The sequence below is a fragment of the Sphingopyxis sp. GW247-27LB genome, assembly GCF_002277025.1.
In the GTDB taxonomy this organism is placed as follows: Bacteria; Pseudomonadota; Alphaproteobacteria; order Sphingomonadales; family Sphingomonadaceae; genus Sphingopyxis.
The window spans coordinates 666,568-686,947 of record NZ_NIWD01000008.1 but is presented as its reverse complement, the minus strand read 5'-3'; the positions used below and the strand labels follow the sequence as shown (position 1 = coordinate 686,947).

Sequence of the window (20,380 nt, the reverse complement as noted above, 5' to 3'; positions counted from 1 at the left end):
ATCGCCGAGCCGCCACGCTGGCCGGATGGCCCGAGCCCCCAGGCGGCGCCCGCCCTTCCCTTGCCCGGCATTCGCGCCTATGACCGCAGCGTGACGTCTGGCTGACACAGATGTGACGGCCATCGACGAAAGACCGGCATGCACAATAATCTGCCCAGTACCGCTACGACGACAATCCAGGCACCGACGCGCATCCAGCAGAATATTCTCGCGCGCGGCGAGCGGCGGGTCTTGAACTGGCTGTGCGCGCGCCTTCCCGGCTGGGTGACTCCCGACCAGCTGACCGCGCTGGGCTTCGCGGGCGCGGTGCTCGTCGCGGCGGGCTATATGCTGAGCTGGATCGACGACGAATGGCTGGGGCTGTCGCTCGCGGGCTATATCGTCAACTGGTTCGGCGACTCGCTCGACGGCAGCCTGGCGCGCTGGCGCCACATCGAGCGTCCCTCCTACGGTTATTTCGTCGATCACAGCGTCGATGGGCTCGCGATCGTGCTGATCGTCGGCGGCATCGGCGCCAGCCCCTATTTCCGCCTCGACGTCGCGCTGCTGGGCGCGATCGGCTATCTGCTGCTCGCGATTCACACCTTTCTCTCGGCGAAGGTGCTCGGCGAGTTCCGCCTCTCCTACATGGCGGGCGGGCCTACCGAACTCCGGCTGATGCTCATGGCGATGACGATGATCATGCCGCTGGTCGGCGGCGCCTCGGTGCTCGGCACCAGCTTCTCGGCCTTCGACCTTTTCGGCCTGGGCGTCGCGAGCATCTTGGTGACGCTGTTCGTCATCCAGAGCCTCGCGACCGCGCGGCTGCTCCGCAAGCGCGGCGGCTGAGCATCTCTTGAGTTCGGCCGTGCGGACTCGCGCCGGAAACTACCCCCGCACCCGCGCCATCGGATAGGTGCCGAGCAGGCGCAGCGACTTGGTCTGGAAATCGAGCTCCTCGAGCGCGCGGTCGATCGTCTCCTCGCCCGGCGCGCCGACGATATCGGCGTAGAAGGTCGTCGCGGCGAAGCTGCCGCCGACCTGGTAGCTTTCGAGCTTGGTCATGTTGACGCCATTGGTCGCGAAGCCGCCGAGCGCCTTGTAGAGCGCGGCGGGCACATTCTTCACCTCGAAGATGAAGGTCGTCATCAACGGCACGCCCTGCGGCGGCGCGGCGAGCGGTTCGCGCGCGAGCACGACGAAGCGCGTCATATTATGGTCGGCATCCTCCATGCCGGTGCCGTGCAGCGTCAGCCCATAAAGATCGGCGGCGTGCGGCGGCGCGAGCGCGGCGAGCCCGACCTCGTCGCTGTCGGCGACCCAGGCGGCGGCACCCGCGGTGTCGCTGTGCGCGACGGGCGCGATTCCGTTGGCACGCAGCCACTGGCGGCACTGGCCGAGCGCCTGCTCGTGGCTCATCGCGCGCGTCACCGGGCCGAGGTCGCGGCTCATCAGGCCATAGCGGATCGGCAGGAAATGCTCGCCGACGATCGACAGGCCGGATTCGGGCAGCAGGAAATGGATGTCGGCGACGCGGCCGTGCAGGCTGTTTTCGATCGGGATGATCGCGCGGTCGACGCGCCCCTCGCGCACCGCCTCGATCGCGTCCTCGAACGCATAGCAGGGCAACGGCAGCGCGGCCGGATCATATTCGCGCGCGGCGAGGTCGCTGTTGGCGCCCGGCGCGCCCTGAAAGGCGAGGCCGCGCGCCGGATCGGCGAGCGCCGCCGCCTTCATCTCGTCGACCAACCGCTGTGCCGAAGCCGAATAGCTGCCCATATCTGCCTTCCCTGGAGTGCGCGGCGGCGCATAGCCGGACGACCCGCACCGCGCAACTGCGCCGAGCCGCCTTCATCCCCTTGCGCCGCCGCGCGCGCGCCAGTAAGGGAGCGGCCAATCATATCATGCGCCCCGACCGCGGGCGCCAGCGAACGGGGCTGCAAGCATGGACAATCGCAACAATACTATTGCCGGATGGGTGCTGTTCGCGGGCATTTGCGCACTCGGACTGTCGATCGGTTCGGGCATGTTGAATGCGAGCCATAATCCCGAAAAGCCGGGCTTCCCGATCGAAGACGCCGAAGCCGGTGCCGGCGGCGGCGAATCGGCCGTGCCGCTCGCCAACCTGCTCGCCGCGGCTGACCCCGCGAAGGGCGAAACCGTCTTCGCCAAGTGCGCGGCGTGCCACACGGTCAACTCGGGCGGCGCCAACGGTATCGGCCCCAATCTTTTCGGCACGCTGGGCGAGGAAATCGGCCACGGCAAACACGGCTTCGCCTTCTCCTCGGCGCTCGCGGGGATGGGTGGCAGCTGGGACTTCGAAAAGATGGACAAGTGGCTGACCAGCCCGCGCAAGTTCGCGCCGGGCACCAAAATGTCCTTCGCGGGCCTGTCGAACGCCGAGGATCGCGCCAACCTGATCGTCTATCTGAACGCGCAGGGCTCGAACCTGCCGCTGCCCGCCCCCGAGGCCGCGCCGGCCGCCGACGCGGCGGCGGCGCCCGCCGAAGGCGCGGCTCCCGCAGACACCGCCGCGGCTGCGCCCGCGGACGCCGCGAAGGGTGCGGCTCCCGCCGAAGCCCCGGCTGCACCGGCTCCCGCCGAAGCCAAGAAATAATGCGCTGCGCGCCCGCCCTGCTGGCGGGCGCCCTGGCGCTCGCCGGCTGCGGCAAGCCGCAGGACGCGCCGCCCCCGGACGCCGCGAGCGCTGACGCGCCCGCCACGCCGGCTGCCGCGATCGAACCGACCGCCGCGATGGGCGAGCAGGTCTTCAAGCGCTGCGTCGCCTGCCACACGATCGACAAGGGCGGCGCCAACGGCATCGGCCCGGGCCTCCACGGTATTGTCGGCCGCGCGGTCGCCGCGCACCCCGGCTTTTCCTATTCGGGCGCGATGAAGGCGAAGAGCGGAAGCTGGGACGAGGCCGCGCTCGACGCATATCTGGCCGATCCGATGAAGACAGTGCCCGGCACGCGGATGGCCTTCGCCGGCGTCATCGACGCGGCCGACCGCAAGGCGTTGATCCTCTATCTGAAAGCGCAGTCGGAATAATCCCCCTCCTCGGAAAGAGGAGGGGTTTAACAGCCGTCAATGATGCGCGGCGTTCGCGTAGAAGTCCTGGATGATCGTCCACGCTTCCTCCGCCGTCTCGACGAAGGAGAACAGGTCGAGGTCGCGGGCGCTGACCACGCCTTCCTCGACCAGCGCCTCGAAATTGACGACGCGATTCCAGAAGGATTTGCCGAACAGCACGATCGGGATCGGCTTGATCTTGCCGGTCTGGATCAGCGTCAGCAGTTCGAACATCTCGTCGAAGGTGCCGAAGCCGCCCGGAAAGACCGCGACCGCGCGCGCACGGAGCAGGAAGTGCATCTTGCGGAGCGCGAAATAGTGGAACTGAAAGCTCAGTTCGGGGGTCACATAGCGGTTCGGCGCCTGTTCGTGCGGCAGCACGATGTTGAGCCCGATCGATTCGCGCCCTTCGTCGGCGGCGCCGCGGTTCGCGGCCTCCATGATCGACGGGCCACCGCCCGAGCAGACGACGAAGTGGCGGTCGCCATTGGCGTCGACCGGCACCTGGCTTGCCAGGCGCGCGAGCCCCCGCGCTTCCTCATAATATTTCGCCTTGGCCTTCAGCCGCCGCGCGATGTTGCGCGACGCATCGTCGGTCGCCGCGGTCTCGAGCGCATCGGCCTCACCGGGCTCGGGAATCCGCGCCGAACCATAGATGACGAGCGTCGATTCGATCTTCGCCTCGTCGAGCAGCAACTCAGGCTTGAGCAGCTCGAGCTGGAAGCGAACCGGGCGCAGATCCTCGCGCAGCAGGAAGTCGGTGTCCTGAAAGGCGAGCCGGTAGGCGGCGCTGGCGGTCTGGGGGGTGGAGGTCGCCTGCTGGGCGAATTCGGCGTCGTCCTTGGCCTTGTGGAACCGCGAACGATGGGGTTGTTTCTCTTTTGTCATTAGGGAGCGGCTAGCGACTTCCCCGCGCTTTGCCAAGTCAGCGGCAATATCCGTTGCCGCTCATGTCGAGATGGAAATGATTATAGTGCGCCGCGTTGTAATCGGGGCTGAGCACCGTTCCGAAGCGCCGGCACGCCGATTTGTGCAGCGCGCGCAGGAAATCCTGCGACGCCTTGTCGCCGTGCCAGCCGCCGTCGAGCATGATCCGCCGGCCGTCGGCGAGCACGAAGCCCGCGACATCGACCGCGTTCGAGGAGGCATGCTGCGACAGTCGCCCGGAGCGGCCGCCATAGATGTTGCGGCAGCTATAGGTTCCGAAGGTCTCGATCTTCACCACCTCGGTGCCGAAATAGGCACGCGCGGCGGGGCGCACCGCATATTGCGCCCAGGCGGCGAAGTTGCGCGCGAGCGGACAGGTCATCGCGCCGAGGTTGGTGACCGGAGTGCCGATATCGAGCAGCTTCACCGAATCGATCGAGGTGCAGCCGCCGCCGTGATCCTCGTTGGGAAGCGGGGTGAAGCGCACGCCCGCCCGCTGAAGGTCGAACGCGCATTGCTTCGCCTCGGCGCTGGTGAAGGAGGGCGTGCCCACCGCCTGCGGGCGATCGGGCTTCGACGCGCCCGGCCGCTTGCCGCCATATTGCTTCATCGCGTCGGGAGCGCCGAAACAGGCGGACAGCGCCAGCGCCGCGGCCATCGCCATGAGCATCCGGGGCTTCAGGAGCGTCGGGATCGCCATAGCGTCAAATTACCGACAAATTGGTAAAGAAGCTCTTAACCATTTGCTCGGCTCACCGATAATTTCGCGCGGCCTGCGCATTTTGTTTGACAGTTTCGCAGCCCACCCTAAACGCGGCGCCGGGCCACGCGGTCCCAACGCCGCGCGCGCTCTCTGCAAGGAGAGACTATGATGAGTGAAGTGCCGACGCCACAGGTGCGCCCGACGCGCCCCTATTTTTCTTCCGGTCCCTGCGCCAAGCCGCCGGTCTGGTCCCCCGAAAAACTGAACACCGAATCGCTGGGCCGGTCGCACCGCGCCAAGATCGGCAAGACGCGCCTCCAATATTGCATCGACCTGATGCGCGAGATGCTCCAGCTTCCCGACACCCACCGCATCGGCATCGTGCCCGGATCGGACACCGGCGCCTTCGAAATGGCGATGTGGACGATGCTCGGCGCGCGTCCCGTCACGACGCTGGCATGGGAAAGCTTCGGCGAAGGCTGGGTCACCGATGCGGCGAAGCAGCTCAAGCTCGATCCCACCATCCTTCGCGCCGATTACGGACAGCTTCCCAACCTCGGTCAGGTCGACTGGTCGAACGACGTCCTCTTCACCTGGAACGGAACCACCAGCGGCGTGCGTGTCCCGAACGGCGACTGGATCCCGGCGGATCGCGAGGGCCTCTGCTTCGCCGACGCGACCAGCGCGGTGTTCGCCTACGACCTGCCGTGGGACAAGATCGACGTCGCGACCTTCAGCTGGCAGAAGGTGCTCGGCGGCGAAGGCGGCCACGGCGTGCTGATCCTCGGCCCCCGCGCGGTCGAGCGGCTCGAAACCCACACCCCCGCCTGGCCGCTGCCGAAGGTGTTCCGCCTCGTCTCGAAGGGCGCGCTCGCCGAGGGCGTGTTCAAGGGCGAGACGATCAACACCCCGTCGATGCTCGCGGTCGAGGACGCGATCTTCGCGCTCGAATGGGCGAAATCGCTGGGCGGCCTCGACGGCCTCAAGGCACGCAGCGACGCGAATGCCGCGGCGCTCGACGCGATCGTCGCAGAGCGCGACTGGCTGAGCCACCTCGCCGCCGATCCCGCGAGCCGGTCGAAGACTTCGGTCTGCCTGTCGGTCGCGGGCGCCGACGCCGACTTCATCAAGAAGTTCGCAGGGCTGCTCGAAGCCGAAGGTGCGGCCTATGACATCGCGGGCTACCGCGATGCCCCGCCGGGCCTGCGCATCTGGTGCGGCGCGACCGTCGACACCGCCGATGTCGAAGCGCTCGGCCCGTGGCTCGACTGGGCCTACGAAACCCTCTCCGCGTAACATTTTTCCGTCATCCCCGCGAAAGCGGGGACCCAGAGCGCCCATGGGCTGCCCCACACTGGGTTCCCGCTTTCGCGGGAATGACGAAGTTAAAGGATCACCGAAATGACCACACCCAAAGTCCTCATCAGCGACAAGATGGACCCCAAGGCCGCCGCGATCTTCGAGGAGCGCGGCATCCAGGTCGACGTCATCACCGGCAAGACCAAGGACGAGCTGATCGCCATGATCGGCGACTATGACGGCCTCGCCATCCGCTCGGCCACCAAGGTCACCGCCGACGTCCTCGCCGCCGCGACCAATCTGAAGGTCGTCGGCCGCGCCGGCATCGGCGTCGACAATGTCGACATTCCGGAGGCGTCGAAGAAGGGCGTCGTCGTGATGAACACCCCCTTCGGCAACTCGATCACCACCGCCGAGCATGCGATCGCGATGATGTTCGCGCTCGCACGCCAGATTCCCGAAGCCAATGCGCTGACGCAGGCGGGCAAATGGCCGAAGAACGATTTCATGGGGGTCGAGCTGACGCAAAAGACGCTCGGCCTGATCGGCTGCGGCAACATCGGCAGCATCGTCGCCGAGCGCGCGCTGGGCCTCCGGATGAAGGTCGTCGCCTTCGACCCCTTCCTGACCCCCGAGCGCGCGATCGAGCTCGGCGTCGAAAAGGCCGACCTCGACACGTTGCTCGCCAAGGCGGACTTCATCACGCTGCACACGCCGCTGACCGACCAGACGCGGAATATCCTGTCGAAGGAAAATCTCGCCAAGACCAAGAAGGGCGTGCGCATCATCAACTGCGCGCGCGGCGGGCTGATCGACGAGGCGGCGCTCAAGGAGGCGCTCGACAGCGGCCATGTCGCGGGCGCGGCGCTCGACGTCTTCGCGCAGGAGCCGCCGGCGGCCGACCATCCGCTGCTCAGCACCCCGAACTTCATCTGCACGCCGCACCTCGGCGCCTCGACCGACGAGGCGCAGGTCAATGTCGCCATTCAGGTGGCCGAGCAGATCAGCGATTATCTGCTCACCGGCGGCATCACCAACGCGCTCAACGTCCCCAGCCTGTCGGCCGAGGAAGCGCCGAAGCTGCGCCCCTATATGAGCCTTGCCGAAAAGCTCGGCAGCCTCGTCGGCCAGCTCGCGCACGACAACCTCACGACCATCTCGATCGAGGTCGAGGGCGCGGCGGCCGAGCTCAATCTCAAGCCGATCACCGCCGCGGTGCTCACTGGGCTGATGCGCCGCTATTCGGACAGCGTGAACATGGTCAACGCGCCGCATCTCGCGCGCGAACGGGGACTCGACGTCCGCGAGGTGCGCCATGATCGCGAGGGCGACTACCACACCCTCGTCCGCGTCACCGTCGCGACGAGCCAGGGTGACCGCTCGGTCGCGGGCACGCTGTTCGGCAACAACGAGCCGCGCCTGGTCGAGATGTTCGGGATCAAGGTCGAGGCCGATCTCGACGGTCATATGCTCTATATCGTCAACGAGGACGCGCCGGGCTTCATCGGCCGCATCGGCACCGCGCTCGGCGAAGCGGGGCTCAACATCGGCACCTTCCACCTCGGCCGCCGCGCGGCGGGGGGCGAAGCGGTGCTGCTGTTGTCGCTCGACTCGCCGCTGCCCGAACCGATGCTGTGGCAGATCTGCCAGCTCCCCGGCGTGAAGACGGTGAAGGGGCTGACGTTCTGAACCACGACACGCCCTCCCCTTCAGGGGAGGGCAGCGAGACTTGCGAACTTGTTCGCTAGTCGCAGCGGGTGGGGTGCATCGGCCTTGCGCAAGGCCGATGCACCCCACCCCAACCCCTCCCCTGAAGGGGAGGGGCTTTCACAAGCCCATACCACGGGCTAGGAGAGCCACCGATGACCAAGGCCCCCGCCCTGCTGCCCGAAGGCCTCCGCGACCGCCTGCCCCAGCAGGCGGAGGCGGCGTCGCGCGTCACCCGCGCGCTGGTCGATGCGATGCGCTCGCACGGCTATGGCCGCGTCGCGCCGCCGCTCGCGGAGTTTCGCGAGACGCTGGGCGGCGATGACGAGCGATCGGCACGCGACCTTCTCCGCTTCACCGATCCCGTGTCGCAGCGCACCCTCGCGCTGCGCCCCGACATCACGCGGCAGGTCGGGCGCATCGCGACCTCGCTGCTCGCCCACGCGCCGCGACCGCTGCGCCTCTGCTACGCGGGCCAGGTCGTCAAGCTGCGCGCGAGCCAGCTTCGTCCCGCGCGCGAAATGCTGCAGGTCGGCGCCGAGCTGATCGGCAGCGACAGCGTCGCCGCGGCGCGCGAGATCGTGACGGTCGCGATCGACGCGCTCGAGGCGGCCGGGATCGGCCCGGTCACCATCGACTTCACCCTGCCCGACGTCGTCGATCTGCTCGCGGGCGGACCCCTGCCCGTCGATGCCGACATCCAGCAACTGCGCGACGAACTCGACGCCAAGGATGCCGGTGCCCTCGTGCGGCTCGGCGCCGAGACCTATCTGCCGCTGCTGCGCGCGACGGGGCCGTTCGACCGGGCGATCGCCGACCTTCGCGCCTTCGACGTCGCGGGCGTGCTGACGAGCCGGATCGAGGCGCTCGAAGCCATTGCCGCACCGGTGCGCGGCCGCGCCGACCTGACCCTCGACCCGACCGAGCGTCACGGCTTCGCCTATCAAAGCTGGTTCGGCTTTCAGATCTTCGTTCCCGGCCAGGGCGACGCGATCGGCCGCGGCGGCGCCTATGCGATCCCGGTCGGCGAGGATCGCGAAGAACCCGCGGTCGGCTTTTCGCTCTATCCCGACCCGCTGATCGACGCGGGGCTAGGCGGCGAGGATATCGCCGAGCGCCGCATCTTCCTGCCCATCGGCCACGATCCCGCCATCGCCGCGAGCCTGCGCGCCGACGGCTGGCAGACCGTCGCGGCGCTGACCGACGCCGAGGATGCGGCGCGGCTGGGCTGTGGATGGGTGCTGGGCTCCGAAGGGCCGATCGAGGCATAACGCCGCATCGGCAACCGCGACATTCCCGGAGAGCCATCCGGTGGCTTTCCTTTCCCATTCCGCACAAAAGCTATCGGCCCGACCCTTGCCTCTGCGGCGGAATCCGCTAAGGCCGCGCCGGGCTCGCACGACATGTTTGGGGCCCGGCTCAGCAGGACAGCATCATGGCAAATGTTACCGTCATCGGGTCGCAATGGGGCGACGAGGGCAAGGGCAAGATCGTCGACTGGCTCGCGAGCCGCGCCGACGCGGTCGTCCGCTTCCAGGGCGGCCACAACGCCGGCCATACGCTCGTCGTCGGCGAACAAGTCTACAAGCTGTCGCTGCTTCCTTCGGGCATCGTCACCGGCACGCTGTCGATCATCGGCAACGGCGTCGTGCTCGACCCGTGGGCGCTCAAGGACGAGATCGCAAAGCTCCGCGGCCAAGGGGTCGAGATCAACCCCGACAATTTCGCCATCGCCGACAATTGCGCGCTGATCCTGCCCTTTCACCGCGACCTCGACGCGCTGCGCGAGACCGCGGCGGGCGCGGGCAAGATCGGCACCACCGGGCGCGGCATCGGCCCCGCCTATGAAGACAAGGTCGGCCGCCGCGCGATCCGCGTCTGCGACCTCGCGCACCTCGACCATCTCGAGCCGCAGATCGACCGCCTGACCGCGCACCACGACGCGCTGCGCGCCGGCTTCGGCGAGCCGCCGATCGATCGCGAGCGCCTGCTCGCCGACCTCGCCGAGATCGCCGACTATGTGCTCGAATATGCGCAGCCGGTGTGGAAGCGCCTCAAGAAGGTGCGCAAGGCCGGCGCGCGCATCCTGTTCGAGGGCGCGCAGGGCGTGCTGCTCGACGTCGATCACGGCACCTATCCCTTCGTGACCAGCTCGAACACGGTCAGCGGCACCGCCGCGGCGGGGTCGGGGCTCGGCCCCTCGGCGGTCGGCTTCGTGCTTGGCATCGCCAAGGCTTATACGACGCGCGTCGGCAGCGGCCCCTTCCCCACCGAGCTCGAGGACGAGACCGGCCAGCAACTCGGCGAGCGCGGCCACGAATTCGGCACCGTCACCGGGCGCAAGCGCCGCTGCGGCTGGTTCGACGCGGTGCTGGTGCGGCAAAGCTGCGCGGTGTCGGGCGTCACCGGCATCGCGCTGACCAAGCTCGACGTGCTCGACGGCTTCGATACGATCCGCATCTGCACCGGATATCGGCTGCGCGGCAAGATCCTCGACTACTTCCCCGCCCACGCCGCCGATCAGGCGGAGGTCGAGCCGATCTACGAGGAAATGGACGGCTGGAGCGAATCGACCGCGGGCGCGCGCAGCTATGCCGACCTGCCGGCGCAGGCGATCAAATATATCCAGCGCGTGCAGGAACTGATCGAGACGCCGATCGCGCTCGTCTCGACCAGTCCCGAGCGCGAGGACACGATCCTGATCCGCGATCCTTTCAGCGACTGAGGCGCGCGGCCGCCACGTCGCAAATCGCCGCGACGAAGCCTGCGGGATCGTTCTCCTGCACGAAATGCCCGCCCTTCAATGTGCGGTGCGCCATGCCGCGCGCACCCGGCACGCGCCCGGTGAACAGCGCGTCGCCGCCGCGCGTGATCGGATCACCGTCGGTGAAGCAGCAGAGGAAGGGCTTGTCGAAGGCCTCGAGCGCCGCCCACGCCCGCTTCTGGTCGGGCAAGGCGACATTGTCGCCCAGGGGCACGAAGGAGGGAAAGATGCGCGCCGCAACCTTCGACGCGCGCGTCGGAAAGGGCGCGTCATAAGCGGCGATCTCCTCCGCGGTCAGCCGCTTCTTCGCCCCCGCGTTGACGATCCGCCCGATCGGGAAGACGGGGCTGTAGCGCGAAAAGGCGCGCCAGATCGCGAAGGCGCGCGGCGCGGGCTGACCCTCGGGCAGACCGCCGTTCGACAGCGCGACCCCGGCGAAGCGCTCGGGCATTTCGGCGACGAGCCGGAGGCCAATCAACGACCCCCAGTCCTGACAGGCGAGGATGATGTCCTGGAGGTCGAGCGCTTCGATCCATTGCCGCATCCACGCGACCTCGGCGGCATAGCTGTAGGCGGCGCGATCGAGCGGCTTGTCGGAGCGGCCGAAGCCGATGAGGTCGGGCACCACGGCGCGAAAGCCCGCCTTCACCACCGGCCCGATCATGCGCCGGTAGAGATAGCCCCAAGTCGGCTCGCCGTGCAGCATCAGCACCGGCTGCGCCTCGCGCGCGCCCTCGTCGACATAATGGACGCGGAGCCCATCCGCCAGGTCGCGGTAGTGCGGCGCATAGGGCCAGTCCGGCAACGCCGCGAAGCGCTCGTCCGGCGTACGATAGACGCGCATGATGATCTCCCCCACTTTGGTCGCCGCCAGCTTAGGGACCAGACCCGCTCGCGCAAGCGCTTCCGTTTTCGCGGGCGCCGTGGCACCAGAGCCGCATGAGCCGCACCATCCTCGTCTTCTACGGAAGCTATCGCCGCGACCGGCAGGGCATCAAGCTCGCGCGCTGGATCGTCGAAGCCCTCGCCGCGCGCGGGGATCGCGCCGAGCTGATCGACGCGAAAGCCGTCGACCTGCCGATGCTCGACCGGCGCCACAGCGACTATGGCGCGGGCGAGGCGCCCGCGGCGATGGACGCGCTCGCCGAAACGATCGCCGCCGCCGACGGCTTCGTCTTCGTCACCGGCGAATATAATGGCGGGCTCCAGCCGGGCCTCAAGAATCTCGTCGATCATTATCTGCCGCAATTCGCGTGGCGCCCGGCGGCGATCGCCTCCTATTCGGCGGGCCCCTTCGCCGGCATCCGCGCCGCGACCGCGTGGCGCACAACGCTGGGCGCGATGGGAATGGTCGTGACGTCGACCCCGCTCAGCCTCGCGCGCATCGGCGGCGCGTTCGACGAGCGGGGCCAGCCGGCGGGTGAGGACGGATCGCGGATCGCCAAGGCCTTCCCGCGTTTTGCGGACGACCTTGGCTGGTGGATCAACGCGGCGCGGGCGCAGCGCGCCACCGAAGTCCCGCCCTTCTAAAGCTGCCCCTCCGACAAAGCAGGTCAGAATCGCTTCCGCACGGTCAATCGCATCGTGCGGCCAAGCGGGTCGATTTCGTCCCGGCTGTATCCGGCCGGCACGCGTCCGTCCCCCAGCGTCACCCGGCGATATCCGTTGAAGATATTCTGGATGTCGACCGATATTTTGACGTCGCTCAACAGGCTCTTCCCTTTCGATCCTGCGAACAGATGATCGGGTTCGACGAACGCCGACACATTCAGCACGATCGGAGGTTTGAAACGGAAGGCGTCATCGCCGTTGGCGCCCCCACCCACCAGATGGCCCGGACTGCTCCAATGCCCGTTCAGCGTGGCACCGATACCGCGCTTTCCCGCGGAAGCCTGCAGCGTAAGGGTGTGGCGCGACTGGCCGCCACCGCTCAACTGGTCGATCGCGGGCACGCCGGACCGGGTCAGGAGCTCGCTCTTCAGCCGCCAGCGGTGATTGACCGAAAGGCTGAATTGCAGGGGCTCGGCAGCTGGCTTGCCGCCTCCCCCTCGCCGCCCCTGTCCGAGGCGCAGGGTCAGGCCGCTCGACAGCTCGGCATCAGTATCGCGGGCGATGTTGATGGGGCGCGCATCGATGGCGACGAGCCTCCCGTCGGCATCGCGCGTCACGCGCTCTGGGAAGGCCGCTTCGATCGCGGGCGTCAGTTCGGGAAAGCCCGCCACACCGCCCTTCGCGACCGACTGGCGATAGGCGAGGTTGAGCGTCAGCATCTGGCCGTCGAGCGGCCGCACCGTCGCGGCGAGCGAAAGGCTCTGGCGGCTGCCGCGGCGCAGGTCGGGATTGCCGCCGGTGATCCACACCGGCTCGGCGACCTCCTGCCGCGTATAATCGAAGATCCGGTTCACCGTGGTGACGATCGGCGCGTCGAGCTGGTCGAAAGAGGGCGCGGCCTCGGCATAGTCGATCGATCCGCGAAGCTGGACGACCGGCCATGGCGACCAGTTGACATTACCCCCGAAGCGTTCCTGCGGCCGGCTGTTCGTCATCGTCTGGGCGCTGGCGTTGAGGTCTAGGGACAGATCGCCCAGCCACCCCTGCCCGGTTTCATCGCGGCGGGATATGGGCAGGCTGAGCGACATCTGGCCGTTCGTCTGCTGCCGGGCGACGCTGACTGCGTCGGCATAGTCGCCGGAACTGTCCCCGTTCCGGCTTGTCGAGCGATTGCGGCTGGTATTGACGGTGACATTCCACACGAGGGGTCCGGCCGGAAGGTCGATGATCGTCTTGCGGACGTTGAACCGAGCGCCGAGATTCTCGCCCTGCGTCCGGCGGCGGGCGGCGAGCAGCAGGCCGTCGTCCCACGGACCATAAGGGTTGAAGCGCGGATCGCCCGCGTCGATCAACTGTTGGACCCGCGCGATGTCGATGCCGTTTTCGAGGAGGTTGCTGGACCAGTTGCGCGAATAGGTCATGCCCAGATTAGTCTGCCAGCTCCCGATATTGCCGTTGATCGTCAGTGACGCGCGGAGCGAACTGGCGTCGTTGGCGGTGCGCAGCGCGCGCTCGCCCGCGAAGGGGCGCGTCAGCAGGATATCATCGGCAAAGGGCGACCAGGGGCTTCCCACCGGGATGACGAGCGACGCCATGGGCAGACCGCGCAGGCCATCGCTGCTGGACCGGCTCGCGTTGAAGTTCAACGAAGCGGAAAAGTCGCCCAGCGGACGCGTGACGCCGATGCTGAGCGATGCGTTGCGCCGCGACGATTGCAGCGTTTCGAAACGATTGGGGTCGACGGCGTGAACGGTGTTCGCGGTCGCGGCGAAATCGCCGAGGCTGGGCGGGACCGACAGCGCTCCCGCAGGGATGGCCGCGACGCTGACCGGTTCCCCGGCGGCGAGACTGAGCGCCGGGTCGATCTCTCCGCCCTCGAGGCCGGAGATGAAGCCGACGCTGTCGAACACCCCGTCGCGCGGCGGGATGTCGCGTGCGGTCTTGCGAAAGGCGCTGTCGGCGCCGAGCCGGGCCTGGGCGTTCCAGCGCGTGTCGCCGCTGATCGCCGTTCGGGTGGCGGCCAGGGTGCCGCCATATTGGCCGCCGGCGGTCGCGAAATCGATGCCCGCATCGGCGTTGAGCATCGAAAAATGCTTCTTGAGCACCAGATTGACGACACGTTTGCCCGCGGGCTCGCCATATTGCGCCGCCGCCTCGGGCTTCAGCACGGCGAGCCGTTGGAGCGCCTCGGTGGGATAGGACAGGACCGAGCGATCGAAGCCGGCGGGCTTGCCGTTGATCAGGATAACGAGCTCTTCGTCGCCGTTGCCGATAAAGGGGGTGAGCTCTGCGAGTAGGTCCTGGATGTCGTCCGCACCGTGGCTGGCGATTTCCGCCTCGTCGAACTCGCTTTCCGCCGCCACCTTCGCCTCGCCATAGCGATCGGCGGTGACGACGATCTCGTCGGGCTCGCCGGGCGACACGATAACGCCCGGCGGGGCGGTCCCTTGCAGAACCGTCCCCGCCGCGACGTCCCCCTTATCCGGTTCGGCATGGGCGGCGGCCGCATAAGCAGCCATACCCAGCAAGAGCGGGGTCGAAACTTTTCTCAGCGCAAACACATTGCGATGCCCGCCTGACCGTTTTATCGAGATTGCGCCAGTAACGGGTCTCCGCTGCTGGCCCGGAAAGGGCCGCACCGCTACCACGGTGCGGCCAGTAATATCCGGTAGAGAGGTGGATACTTCGATCTATCGTCGATGGATCGAGGTATCCACAGCATATTGCTTACTGAGACGCACCATTAAGGCACCAAATCATATCCACCGATCAAAGCCGCTGATGCAACACCGCATCCAGGAATAGTGCCTCCAAGCAGGACTTCCACCGACGGCGTATTGTCGACTTTCTGGACATCTATCGGCAAATTAGCGGTCGGGCAGGGGGTCCATGTCATCGTGGTGGGGTTATAAACGCTGATTTGCAGATTATTAACCATCCCGGTGCCGGAGCCGAGGCCATAGTCCCCGCCACTTGCATTGTAACTGCCGGGATCGAGGTCAAACGTCCCCGAATCCACCCTAACACCCGCACAGCCAGGATCGCTCTGCCCAGGATCATTGGTGCCGCCATCAATCGTTCCATCCACCGCACCGGTACCGGAACTGCTCCCGGTTGTGACATCAAGGTCCAAATAGCATTGGAGCGACCCCAAACTCGCAGGCCCCGACAGGGTTTTCGACGAGTTGGCAGGCGTGAGATGCGGATCAGCGGCTTGCGCCGGGGTCGCAACCAAGAGGCCAAGGGACGCGATAGCGAAAATTGACGTTTTCATGACATATCTCCAATTGCTAAAGGAAATGCATTAAAAATATTTATCATCACTCAAATATTGAATACCCCCTTTCATTTGCAGTTGAAAATACCTTAAAAAAAGTCAGAACGATTTTGAAACACTAAATCCAATAATTCTTGGATCAAGTGTGAAAACGTTGGTCGTTAGTCCGCTATCATCACTATTGATAAAGGCGTCAGTTATTGGGGTTCTATTGAATATATTTTTGACATAGAGCTGCATGGCGAAGCCGCTTTCCGGCCTCGCGAGCGTCACCGATAAATTGGTGTTATCCCACGATTTCAAACGATCATTCGCCGTATTGTAAACACGTGCCCAGCTCTTCCCTTGGCGATAATAGTCTCCGCGCAGCGTCAAGTCCCAATCATTCATCGGAATGATGTACTGCGCCCCAAGATTAACGGTCCAGTGCGGTGAATTAGGCAGCTCATTACCACCAAGATCGGCAAAGAAACCGCGCCCTTGATTTGGGCCATCTGTTAAAGGGTCATACGTAACGCCATAAATAAGTGGATAGAATCCAGATCTAAAATTGCCGAATGCAGAACCTCCACACAGACTGCTTAAGACAGCGACCGCGTTGTCATCCTGATATGCCGGGCTGCTTATGATCGTTTCGACTACCGCCGTGGGAGCGACACAGCTTGACGGTAGCTGTACCCAAGGCTTCACCACCATCCAGTCTTCATTTCCTTGGGTGCGGTTCATCACGTCGATCGACTGCATGCCCTTTCCGATGCGGGTATCCAGATAGCCGAGGTTGGCATTGAATCGAATTCTCGGCGTTGGCTTCCAAGCCATCTCCAGTTCGGCACCCCAGATTTCCGCGTCATAATTTTCATTAAGCGCCAGGCGGTCGACGATCTGTGAAACCTGATAATCTTTATAGTCATAATAGAATGCGCTGGCGTTAAGCGTCAATTTCCCGTTGGCTAGAATATTTTTTGTGCCAATTTCGAAAGCATCGACACTCTCCGGCTTGAAGGTTTCCGGATGAGAAAAAATCTGGAGCATCGGACCAACATCTATACTTGGTGGATTTGCTCCGCCTCCTTTATACCCCCTGGCATAAGATACGTAGATCAGACTATCATCAGTGAAGCTGAGCTTCGGTTTCCAATCCGCTACAATCCTTCCCGTTATTCGACCCCACCGTTGCCTTATATCGGGTGACCTCGGATAACCCCGAGAGATATTGCCGCCGCCCAGCGGCCCCATTCCTAACAGAAGCTGGGATTTATAGGGTGTAGCAACTTTCTTATCATCCGTATATCGAAGTCCAGCGGTTATTTTAAAATCGTCAGTCAAGTTCCAGTATGCTTCACCGAATACAGCGTATGATTCCGTTTCTGAAACATTTCTGCTACGAAAATAGTTGTGACCTTCCCCGTTGATATTCTCAAGGGGATTGGGGTCTACATATGCGCAGGGCTGGTTTAGAGGATCATTCGTACACTCGCCGATCACCCCCCCGGTTCCCCATGGAGATATTTGCAAATGTCCTATGGCAGTAAATAGATTATTGAATACGAAATAATCTTCGTCGATTTTAAATTTTAAATAATTAGCCCCAACACTGAAATCAAAATCTTTCTGGAAGTTAGATTGCAATCTAAATTCTTGAAACCATTGGCTACTTTTTGCCCTTACGAGATCAACACCCAGAATTTTCTTTGAATCGCCAAGTTGCGGATCAGAGAATATGCCGTTCGGCGTTATTCCATCCGTCGGGTTAGGCCTCACCAAGCCCCAAAGACCGATTGAATCGTTGAATACGTCGACGGACTGGAATCTATTATAGTCTTGTGACGAGTAATAGTTATCCCTGGTATACAGGGTTTGCGAGAAAAACGAGATATCATCAACGATATCCCATTCCAAATTTGCCTGGAAAACATCGTTTTTGGCGCGAAAGACGGGATCAAAGCTGGTCGATATTTCACGAAGATCGTGAGATTGAACCGCGCCAGAGTAGGGGTCTAGGTCGGGATTTATGAGGTTGACTTCGGGCCCCCTTCTTCCGCCGAACCTACCGAGGCTAAGATAACGTGCTATTGCGATGTGCGGCAAGGAGAGGCCATTTGGAACGCCGTAGGCGCCGTCGGCGTACAATGATTTTGGCAAGCAGGTTTGGCTAAGAGACGCTCTTGTGCCCGGCATGTTGCTGATGTCCACGGCCCCCACGCTCGCCGGCCCCGGGTCGGTATGGCAAAGCTGCTTGCCAGTCCGCGAACGATTGTCGTTCTCGTTGAAGTGCTCCCAGATCGCGTTGACGCGGAAGCGGTCGCTCGGCTCCCATGCAGCGCTGATGCGCGTCGACCACAGGTCGCGGCCATTGACGTGCCGGTTCGTCACCGTGTTGAAATCATAGCCGCCGCGCTTGGTCAGCGCGCCCGCCGCACGGATGGCAAGCGTGTCGCCTAGAGGAATATTGATCATTCCGCTCGCGCGCCGCGTCTCGTAATTGCCGACTTCACCCTTCACCCAGCCATCGAAATCGCCGGGCTTTGCGATGTTTGGAAGCATGTTAACGACGCCGCCGGTCGCGTTGCGGCCATAGAGGGTGCCTTGCGGCCCGCGCAGCACTTCGACGCGCTCGACGTCGAAATATTCCTGTTCGAACAGGCGATTGCGGATCAGGGGGGTGTTGTTGAAGCTGATCGCCACTGCGGGATCGGACGATACCGACAGCGCCTTGGTGCCGATGCCGCGGATCGAGAAATTATAGCTCGCGAAATTGGTCTTGGAGAAGGACACGTTCGGCACCGCGCGCACCAGTTCCGACCCGCCCTCGATCTTCTGCTCGTCGAGTGACTTCGCTGAAAAGGCCGACACCGAAATCGGCACGTCCTGAATCGATTCGACCTTTTTCTGCGCCGTGACGACGATTTCATTCTCGGCGCTCGCGTCGGTGGCGGCGGGCGGGTTTGCGTTTCCCTCCTGTGTCACCACGAAGATATTGCCGTCGCGGCGATAGGCGAGGCCGGTGCCCTTCAACAGGACGCGCAGCGCCGTTTCGGGGTCGGCGCGGTCGCGAAAGCCGGCTGTCCTCTTGCCCTGCACGACCATCGCGTCGGCCATCACCGTCATGCCGTTCTGCAGGCCGAAGTCCCGGAGCGCGCGGCCGAGCGATTGCGGCGGAATATTATATTTCACGAAACTATCGCGCGCGATCGCAGGGGCCGCGGTCATGATCAGCCCCCCTACCGCGACGCTGCCGAACAGAAACCGCTGCAATGCAAAGGCACGAAAATGCATGATGTCCCCTCTCCCCCTGGATTTTATATCTTGAGGCTTTGCCCCTGTTTTGTGACGCGCTGAGCCGCTATCACTTACATAGACGTCAACACGGCCGGGTCGGGGGGAATGTCTTTTGAAAAATTTTGCAAAAATCCATCGCGACCCGAGCTCGCGGCGAAAAAATCGGCAGGAAACCGCAAACCCCTCCCCCCTCTTTGCCCGCTCCCGCGTCTAGTCAGGCAAGCGCCGGAAAAAAATCCGCGGCCTGTCTTTGGATAGTGTTGGAATGATGCAGGAATTTGGTTGCCATCGTCGATGCGAGCCCCGTCGGGACCTTTCCTGACGATGCCGCTGCCCTCTCAGGACCGGGATTTCGGCACATGGATGACCGCCTATGGACCGGGCCTCCGCCGATATTTCCGGCGCCGGGTTCCCGAGGCCGACGTCGATGACCTGATCCAGGATGTTTTCGTGCGGCTCCAGTCGGCGCAGGTGACGGCCCCGATCAGGAATGTCGAAGGCTATCTGTTCGCGATCGCCCACAATGTGCTGATCAGCCGGTATCGCAGGCAGACGGCGCGAGCCGCCTTCCTGCATGACGAATGGGTGGAAGGCCGCGACGTCGCCGACCCGCTTTCCCCCGAACGGATCGCCATCGGCCAGGAGGAGTATCGGCGCGTCGTCGCGGCGATCCGCAACCTGCCGCCGCGGGCCCGTGAGGCGTTCGAACTGCATCGCTTCGAAAACCTGACCTATCAGGCGATCGCGCAGCGAATGGGCATTGCGAGGGATTCGGTGAAGGAACTCATGCACCGCGCGCTCGTCCGGCTCGCCGAAGAGATGGAGGCCGACCGATGAGCGGCGAACAATCCATGAATCGCGCCGCGCTGCGCTCGGAGGCGGCGCATTGGTATAATCTTCGGCTCGCGGGCGACGTCACGCTGGAAGACGAATATCGTTTTCGCGAATGGCTCGATCGGTCCGACGCAAATCGCGACGCCTATCGCGCGATCGACAAGGCCTGGACCATCGCCGGAACCGCGAAGAACGACCCCGCGCTATCCAATAATCCGGCCCAGGAGCGGCTTGCGGGTTACCGCCCGGCACGCCGCTGGCCGGGATTCGCGATCGCCGCGGCCATTCTGCTCATGATCGGTTTCGGCTGGGCGACGCTTCCCGGCCTGTGGTCCGGCACCGGCGAGCGATCGGCGCAGGCCTTCCACACCGAAACCGGGCAGCGGACCACCGTGACCCTCCCCGACGGGTCCGTCGTCACGCTCGATTCCGAAACCGAGATGCGGTTCGCGGAGACATCGAAGCTGCGCGAGGTCGACCTGCTTCGCGGCCGCGCCTTCTTCCGCGTCGCCAGCAATCACGCGCGGCCCTTCATCGTCAATGCCGGGGGGAAAAGGGTGCGCGCCGTCGGGACGGCGTTCGAAGTCAGCCTCGATCAGGGGGAGATGGCCGTCGTCCTGGCGGAGGGGAAGGTCCAGGTCGATGAAACGGGCGGCGGCAACAGCACCGTCATGGTCCCCGGACGCCAGCTCGTCATCGGCGCCGATCGCAACTGGACGCTCAGCAGCGTCGACGTGAACAAGGAGACGAGCTGGACCGAGGGGCGCCTCATCTTCATGCACGATCCGCTCTCGAAGGCCGTCGCCGAGGTCAATCGCTACTCGACGCGAAAGCTGAGGTTCCAGAACGGCGCGATCCCCGACAAGCAGATCGTCGGCGTATTTTCGGCCGGCGACATCGACGGGTTCGTGAAGGCGCTCGAACTCAACGATATCGCGAGGCGGGTATCGACGACGGGCGACGAGATCATATTGGCCGGAAACTGATC

Annotated in this window: 17 protein-coding genes; 10 read left to right on the top strand and 7 right to left on the bottom strand. The window is 64.5% G+C overall.

Features of this window, described 5'->3' with window-relative positions:
* Positions 1-138: 138 nt before the first annotated feature.
* On the top strand, positions 139-828 hold the full coding sequence (locus tag CD928_RS10750) for a CDP-alcohol phosphatidyltransferase family protein (RefSeq protein WP_095387050.1): 690 nt from the start codon (positions 139-141) through the stop codon (positions 826-828).
* 39 nt (positions 829-867) lie between these two features.
* On the opposite strand, the gene CD928_RS10745 is transcribed toward CD928_RS10750, so the two are convergent.
* Positions 868-1,758 (bottom strand): prephenate dehydratase, encoded by an 891-nt coding sequence (locus tag CD928_RS10745; RefSeq protein WP_095387049.1) that lies wholly within the window; start codon positions 1,756-1,758, stop codon positions 868-870.
* A gap of 166 nt (positions 1,759-1,924) precedes the next feature.
* On the opposite strand from CD928_RS10745, the gene CD928_RS10740 reads away from it, so the two are divergent.
* Together CD928_RS10740 and CD928_RS10735 are read left to right on the top strand one after the other, a co-directional pair.
* The gene (locus CD928_RS10740) at positions 1,925-2,596 is read left to right on the top strand and encodes a cytochrome c family protein (protein WP_095387048.1); all 672 of its coding nucleotides are present in this window, start codon (positions 1,925-1,927) and stop codon (positions 2,594-2,596) included.
* Positions 2,596-3,030 carry a cytochrome c family protein gene (locus tag CD928_RS10735; protein WP_095387047.1) on the top strand — a complete coding sequence of 145 codons (435 nt, stop codon included), beginning with the start codon at positions 2,596-2,598 and terminating at the stop codon, positions 3,028-3,030. Before CD928_RS10740 ends, CD928_RS10735 begins: the two co-directional genes overlap by 1 nt.
* Positions 3,031-3,066: 36 nt before the next feature.
* Here CD928_RS10735 and CD928_RS10730 read toward each other — a convergent pair whose 3' ends face one another.
* Together CD928_RS10730 and CD928_RS10725 are read right to left on the bottom strand one after the other, a co-directional pair.
* A complete protein-coding gene (locus tag CD928_RS10730; RefSeq protein WP_095387046.1) occupies positions 3,067-3,939 on the bottom strand; it encodes an LOG family protein in 873 nt (290 codons plus the stop codon).
* Positions 3,940-3,976: 37 nt separating this feature from the next.
* On the bottom strand, positions 3,977-4,678 hold the full coding sequence (locus CD928_RS10725) for an extensin family protein (RefSeq protein ID WP_095387045.1): 702 nt from the start codon (positions 4,676-4,678) through the stop codon (positions 3,977-3,979).
* Positions 4,679-4,849: 171 nt separating this feature from the next.
* Between CD928_RS10725 and CD928_RS10720 the strand changes: the two genes are divergently transcribed.
* The 4 genes from CD928_RS10720 (at position 4,850) to CD928_RS10705 (ending at position 10,412) form a co-directional block, all read left to right on the top strand.
* Entirely contained in the window at positions 4,850-5,977 is a 1,128-nt protein-coding gene (locus CD928_RS10720) for a phosphoserine transaminase (RefSeq protein ID WP_095387392.1), read from the top strand.
* Between the two features lie 105 nt (positions 5,978-6,082).
* On the top strand, positions 6,083-7,669 hold the full coding sequence (serA, locus tag CD928_RS10715; protein WP_095387044.1) for a phosphoglycerate dehydrogenase: 1,587 nt from the start codon (positions 6,083-6,085) through the stop codon (positions 7,667-7,669).
* A gap of 173 nt (positions 7,670-7,842) precedes the next feature.
* Complete coding sequence (locus CD928_RS10710) at positions 7,843-8,958, top strand: ATP phosphoribosyltransferase regulatory subunit (protein ID WP_095387043.1); 1,116 nt, start codon at positions 7,843-7,845, stop codon at positions 8,956-8,958.
* A gap of 164 nt (positions 8,959-9,122) precedes the next feature.
* On the top strand, positions 9,123-10,412 hold the full coding sequence (locus CD928_RS10705; RefSeq protein ID WP_095387042.1) for an adenylosuccinate synthase: 1,290 nt from the start codon (positions 9,123-9,125) through the stop codon (positions 10,410-10,412).
* Here the strand turns inward: CD928_RS10705 and CD928_RS10700 are convergent.
* On the bottom strand, positions 10,402-11,295 hold the full coding sequence (locus CD928_RS10700) for a haloalkane dehalogenase (RefSeq protein ID WP_095387041.1): 894 nt from the start codon (positions 11,293-11,295) through the stop codon (positions 10,402-10,404). The two genes, CD928_RS10705 and CD928_RS10700, sit on opposite strands and share 11 nt — an antisense overlap.
* Positions 11,296-11,390: 95 nt before the next feature.
* Between CD928_RS10700 and CD928_RS10695 the strand changes: the two genes are divergently transcribed.
* Positions 11,391-11,981, top strand: coding sequence for an NADPH-dependent FMN reductase (locus CD928_RS10695; protein WP_095387040.1), 591 nt, complete (start codon positions 11,391-11,393; stop codon positions 11,979-11,981).
* 23 nt (positions 11,982-12,004) lie between these two features.
* Here the strand turns inward: CD928_RS10695 and CD928_RS10690 are convergent, their stop codons facing one another.
* The 3 genes from CD928_RS10690 to CD928_RS10685 form a co-directional block, all read right to left on the bottom strand.
* Positions 12,005-14,521: a hypothetical protein gene (locus CD928_RS10690; protein WP_095387039.1), complete on the bottom strand. Its 2,517-nt coding sequence runs from the start codon at positions 14,519-14,521 to the stop codon at positions 12,005-12,007.
* A gap of 224 nt (positions 14,522-14,745) precedes the next feature.
* Positions 14,746-15,276, bottom strand: a complete 531-nt coding sequence (locus tag CD928_RS23020; protein WP_141237137.1) for a hypothetical protein — start codon at positions 15,274-15,276, stop codon at positions 14,746-14,748.
* A 102-nt stretch (positions 15,277-15,378) separates the two neighbouring features.
* A complete protein-coding gene (locus CD928_RS10685) occupies positions 15,379-18,555 on the bottom strand; it encodes a TonB-dependent receptor (protein WP_255247113.1) in 3,177 nt (1,058 codons plus the stop codon).
* Positions 18,556-18,882: 327 nt separating this feature from the next.
* Here CD928_RS10685 and CD928_RS10680 point away from each other — a divergent pair, with 327 nt between their 5' ends.
* Both CD928_RS10680 and CD928_RS10675 read left to right on the top strand, forming a co-directional pair.
* The gene (locus CD928_RS10680; RefSeq protein ID WP_255247112.1) at positions 18,883-19,395 is read left to right on the top strand and encodes an RNA polymerase sigma factor; all 513 of its coding nucleotides are present in this window, start codon (positions 18,883-18,885) and stop codon (positions 19,393-19,395) included.
* Positions 19,392-20,378 (top strand): FecR domain-containing protein, encoded by a 987-nt coding sequence (locus CD928_RS10675; protein WP_095387037.1) that lies wholly within the window; start codon positions 19,392-19,394, stop codon positions 20,376-20,378. The genes CD928_RS10680 and CD928_RS10675 overlap by 4 nt, the downstream gene beginning before the upstream one ends.
* Positions 20,379-20,380 lie beyond the last annotated feature (2 nt).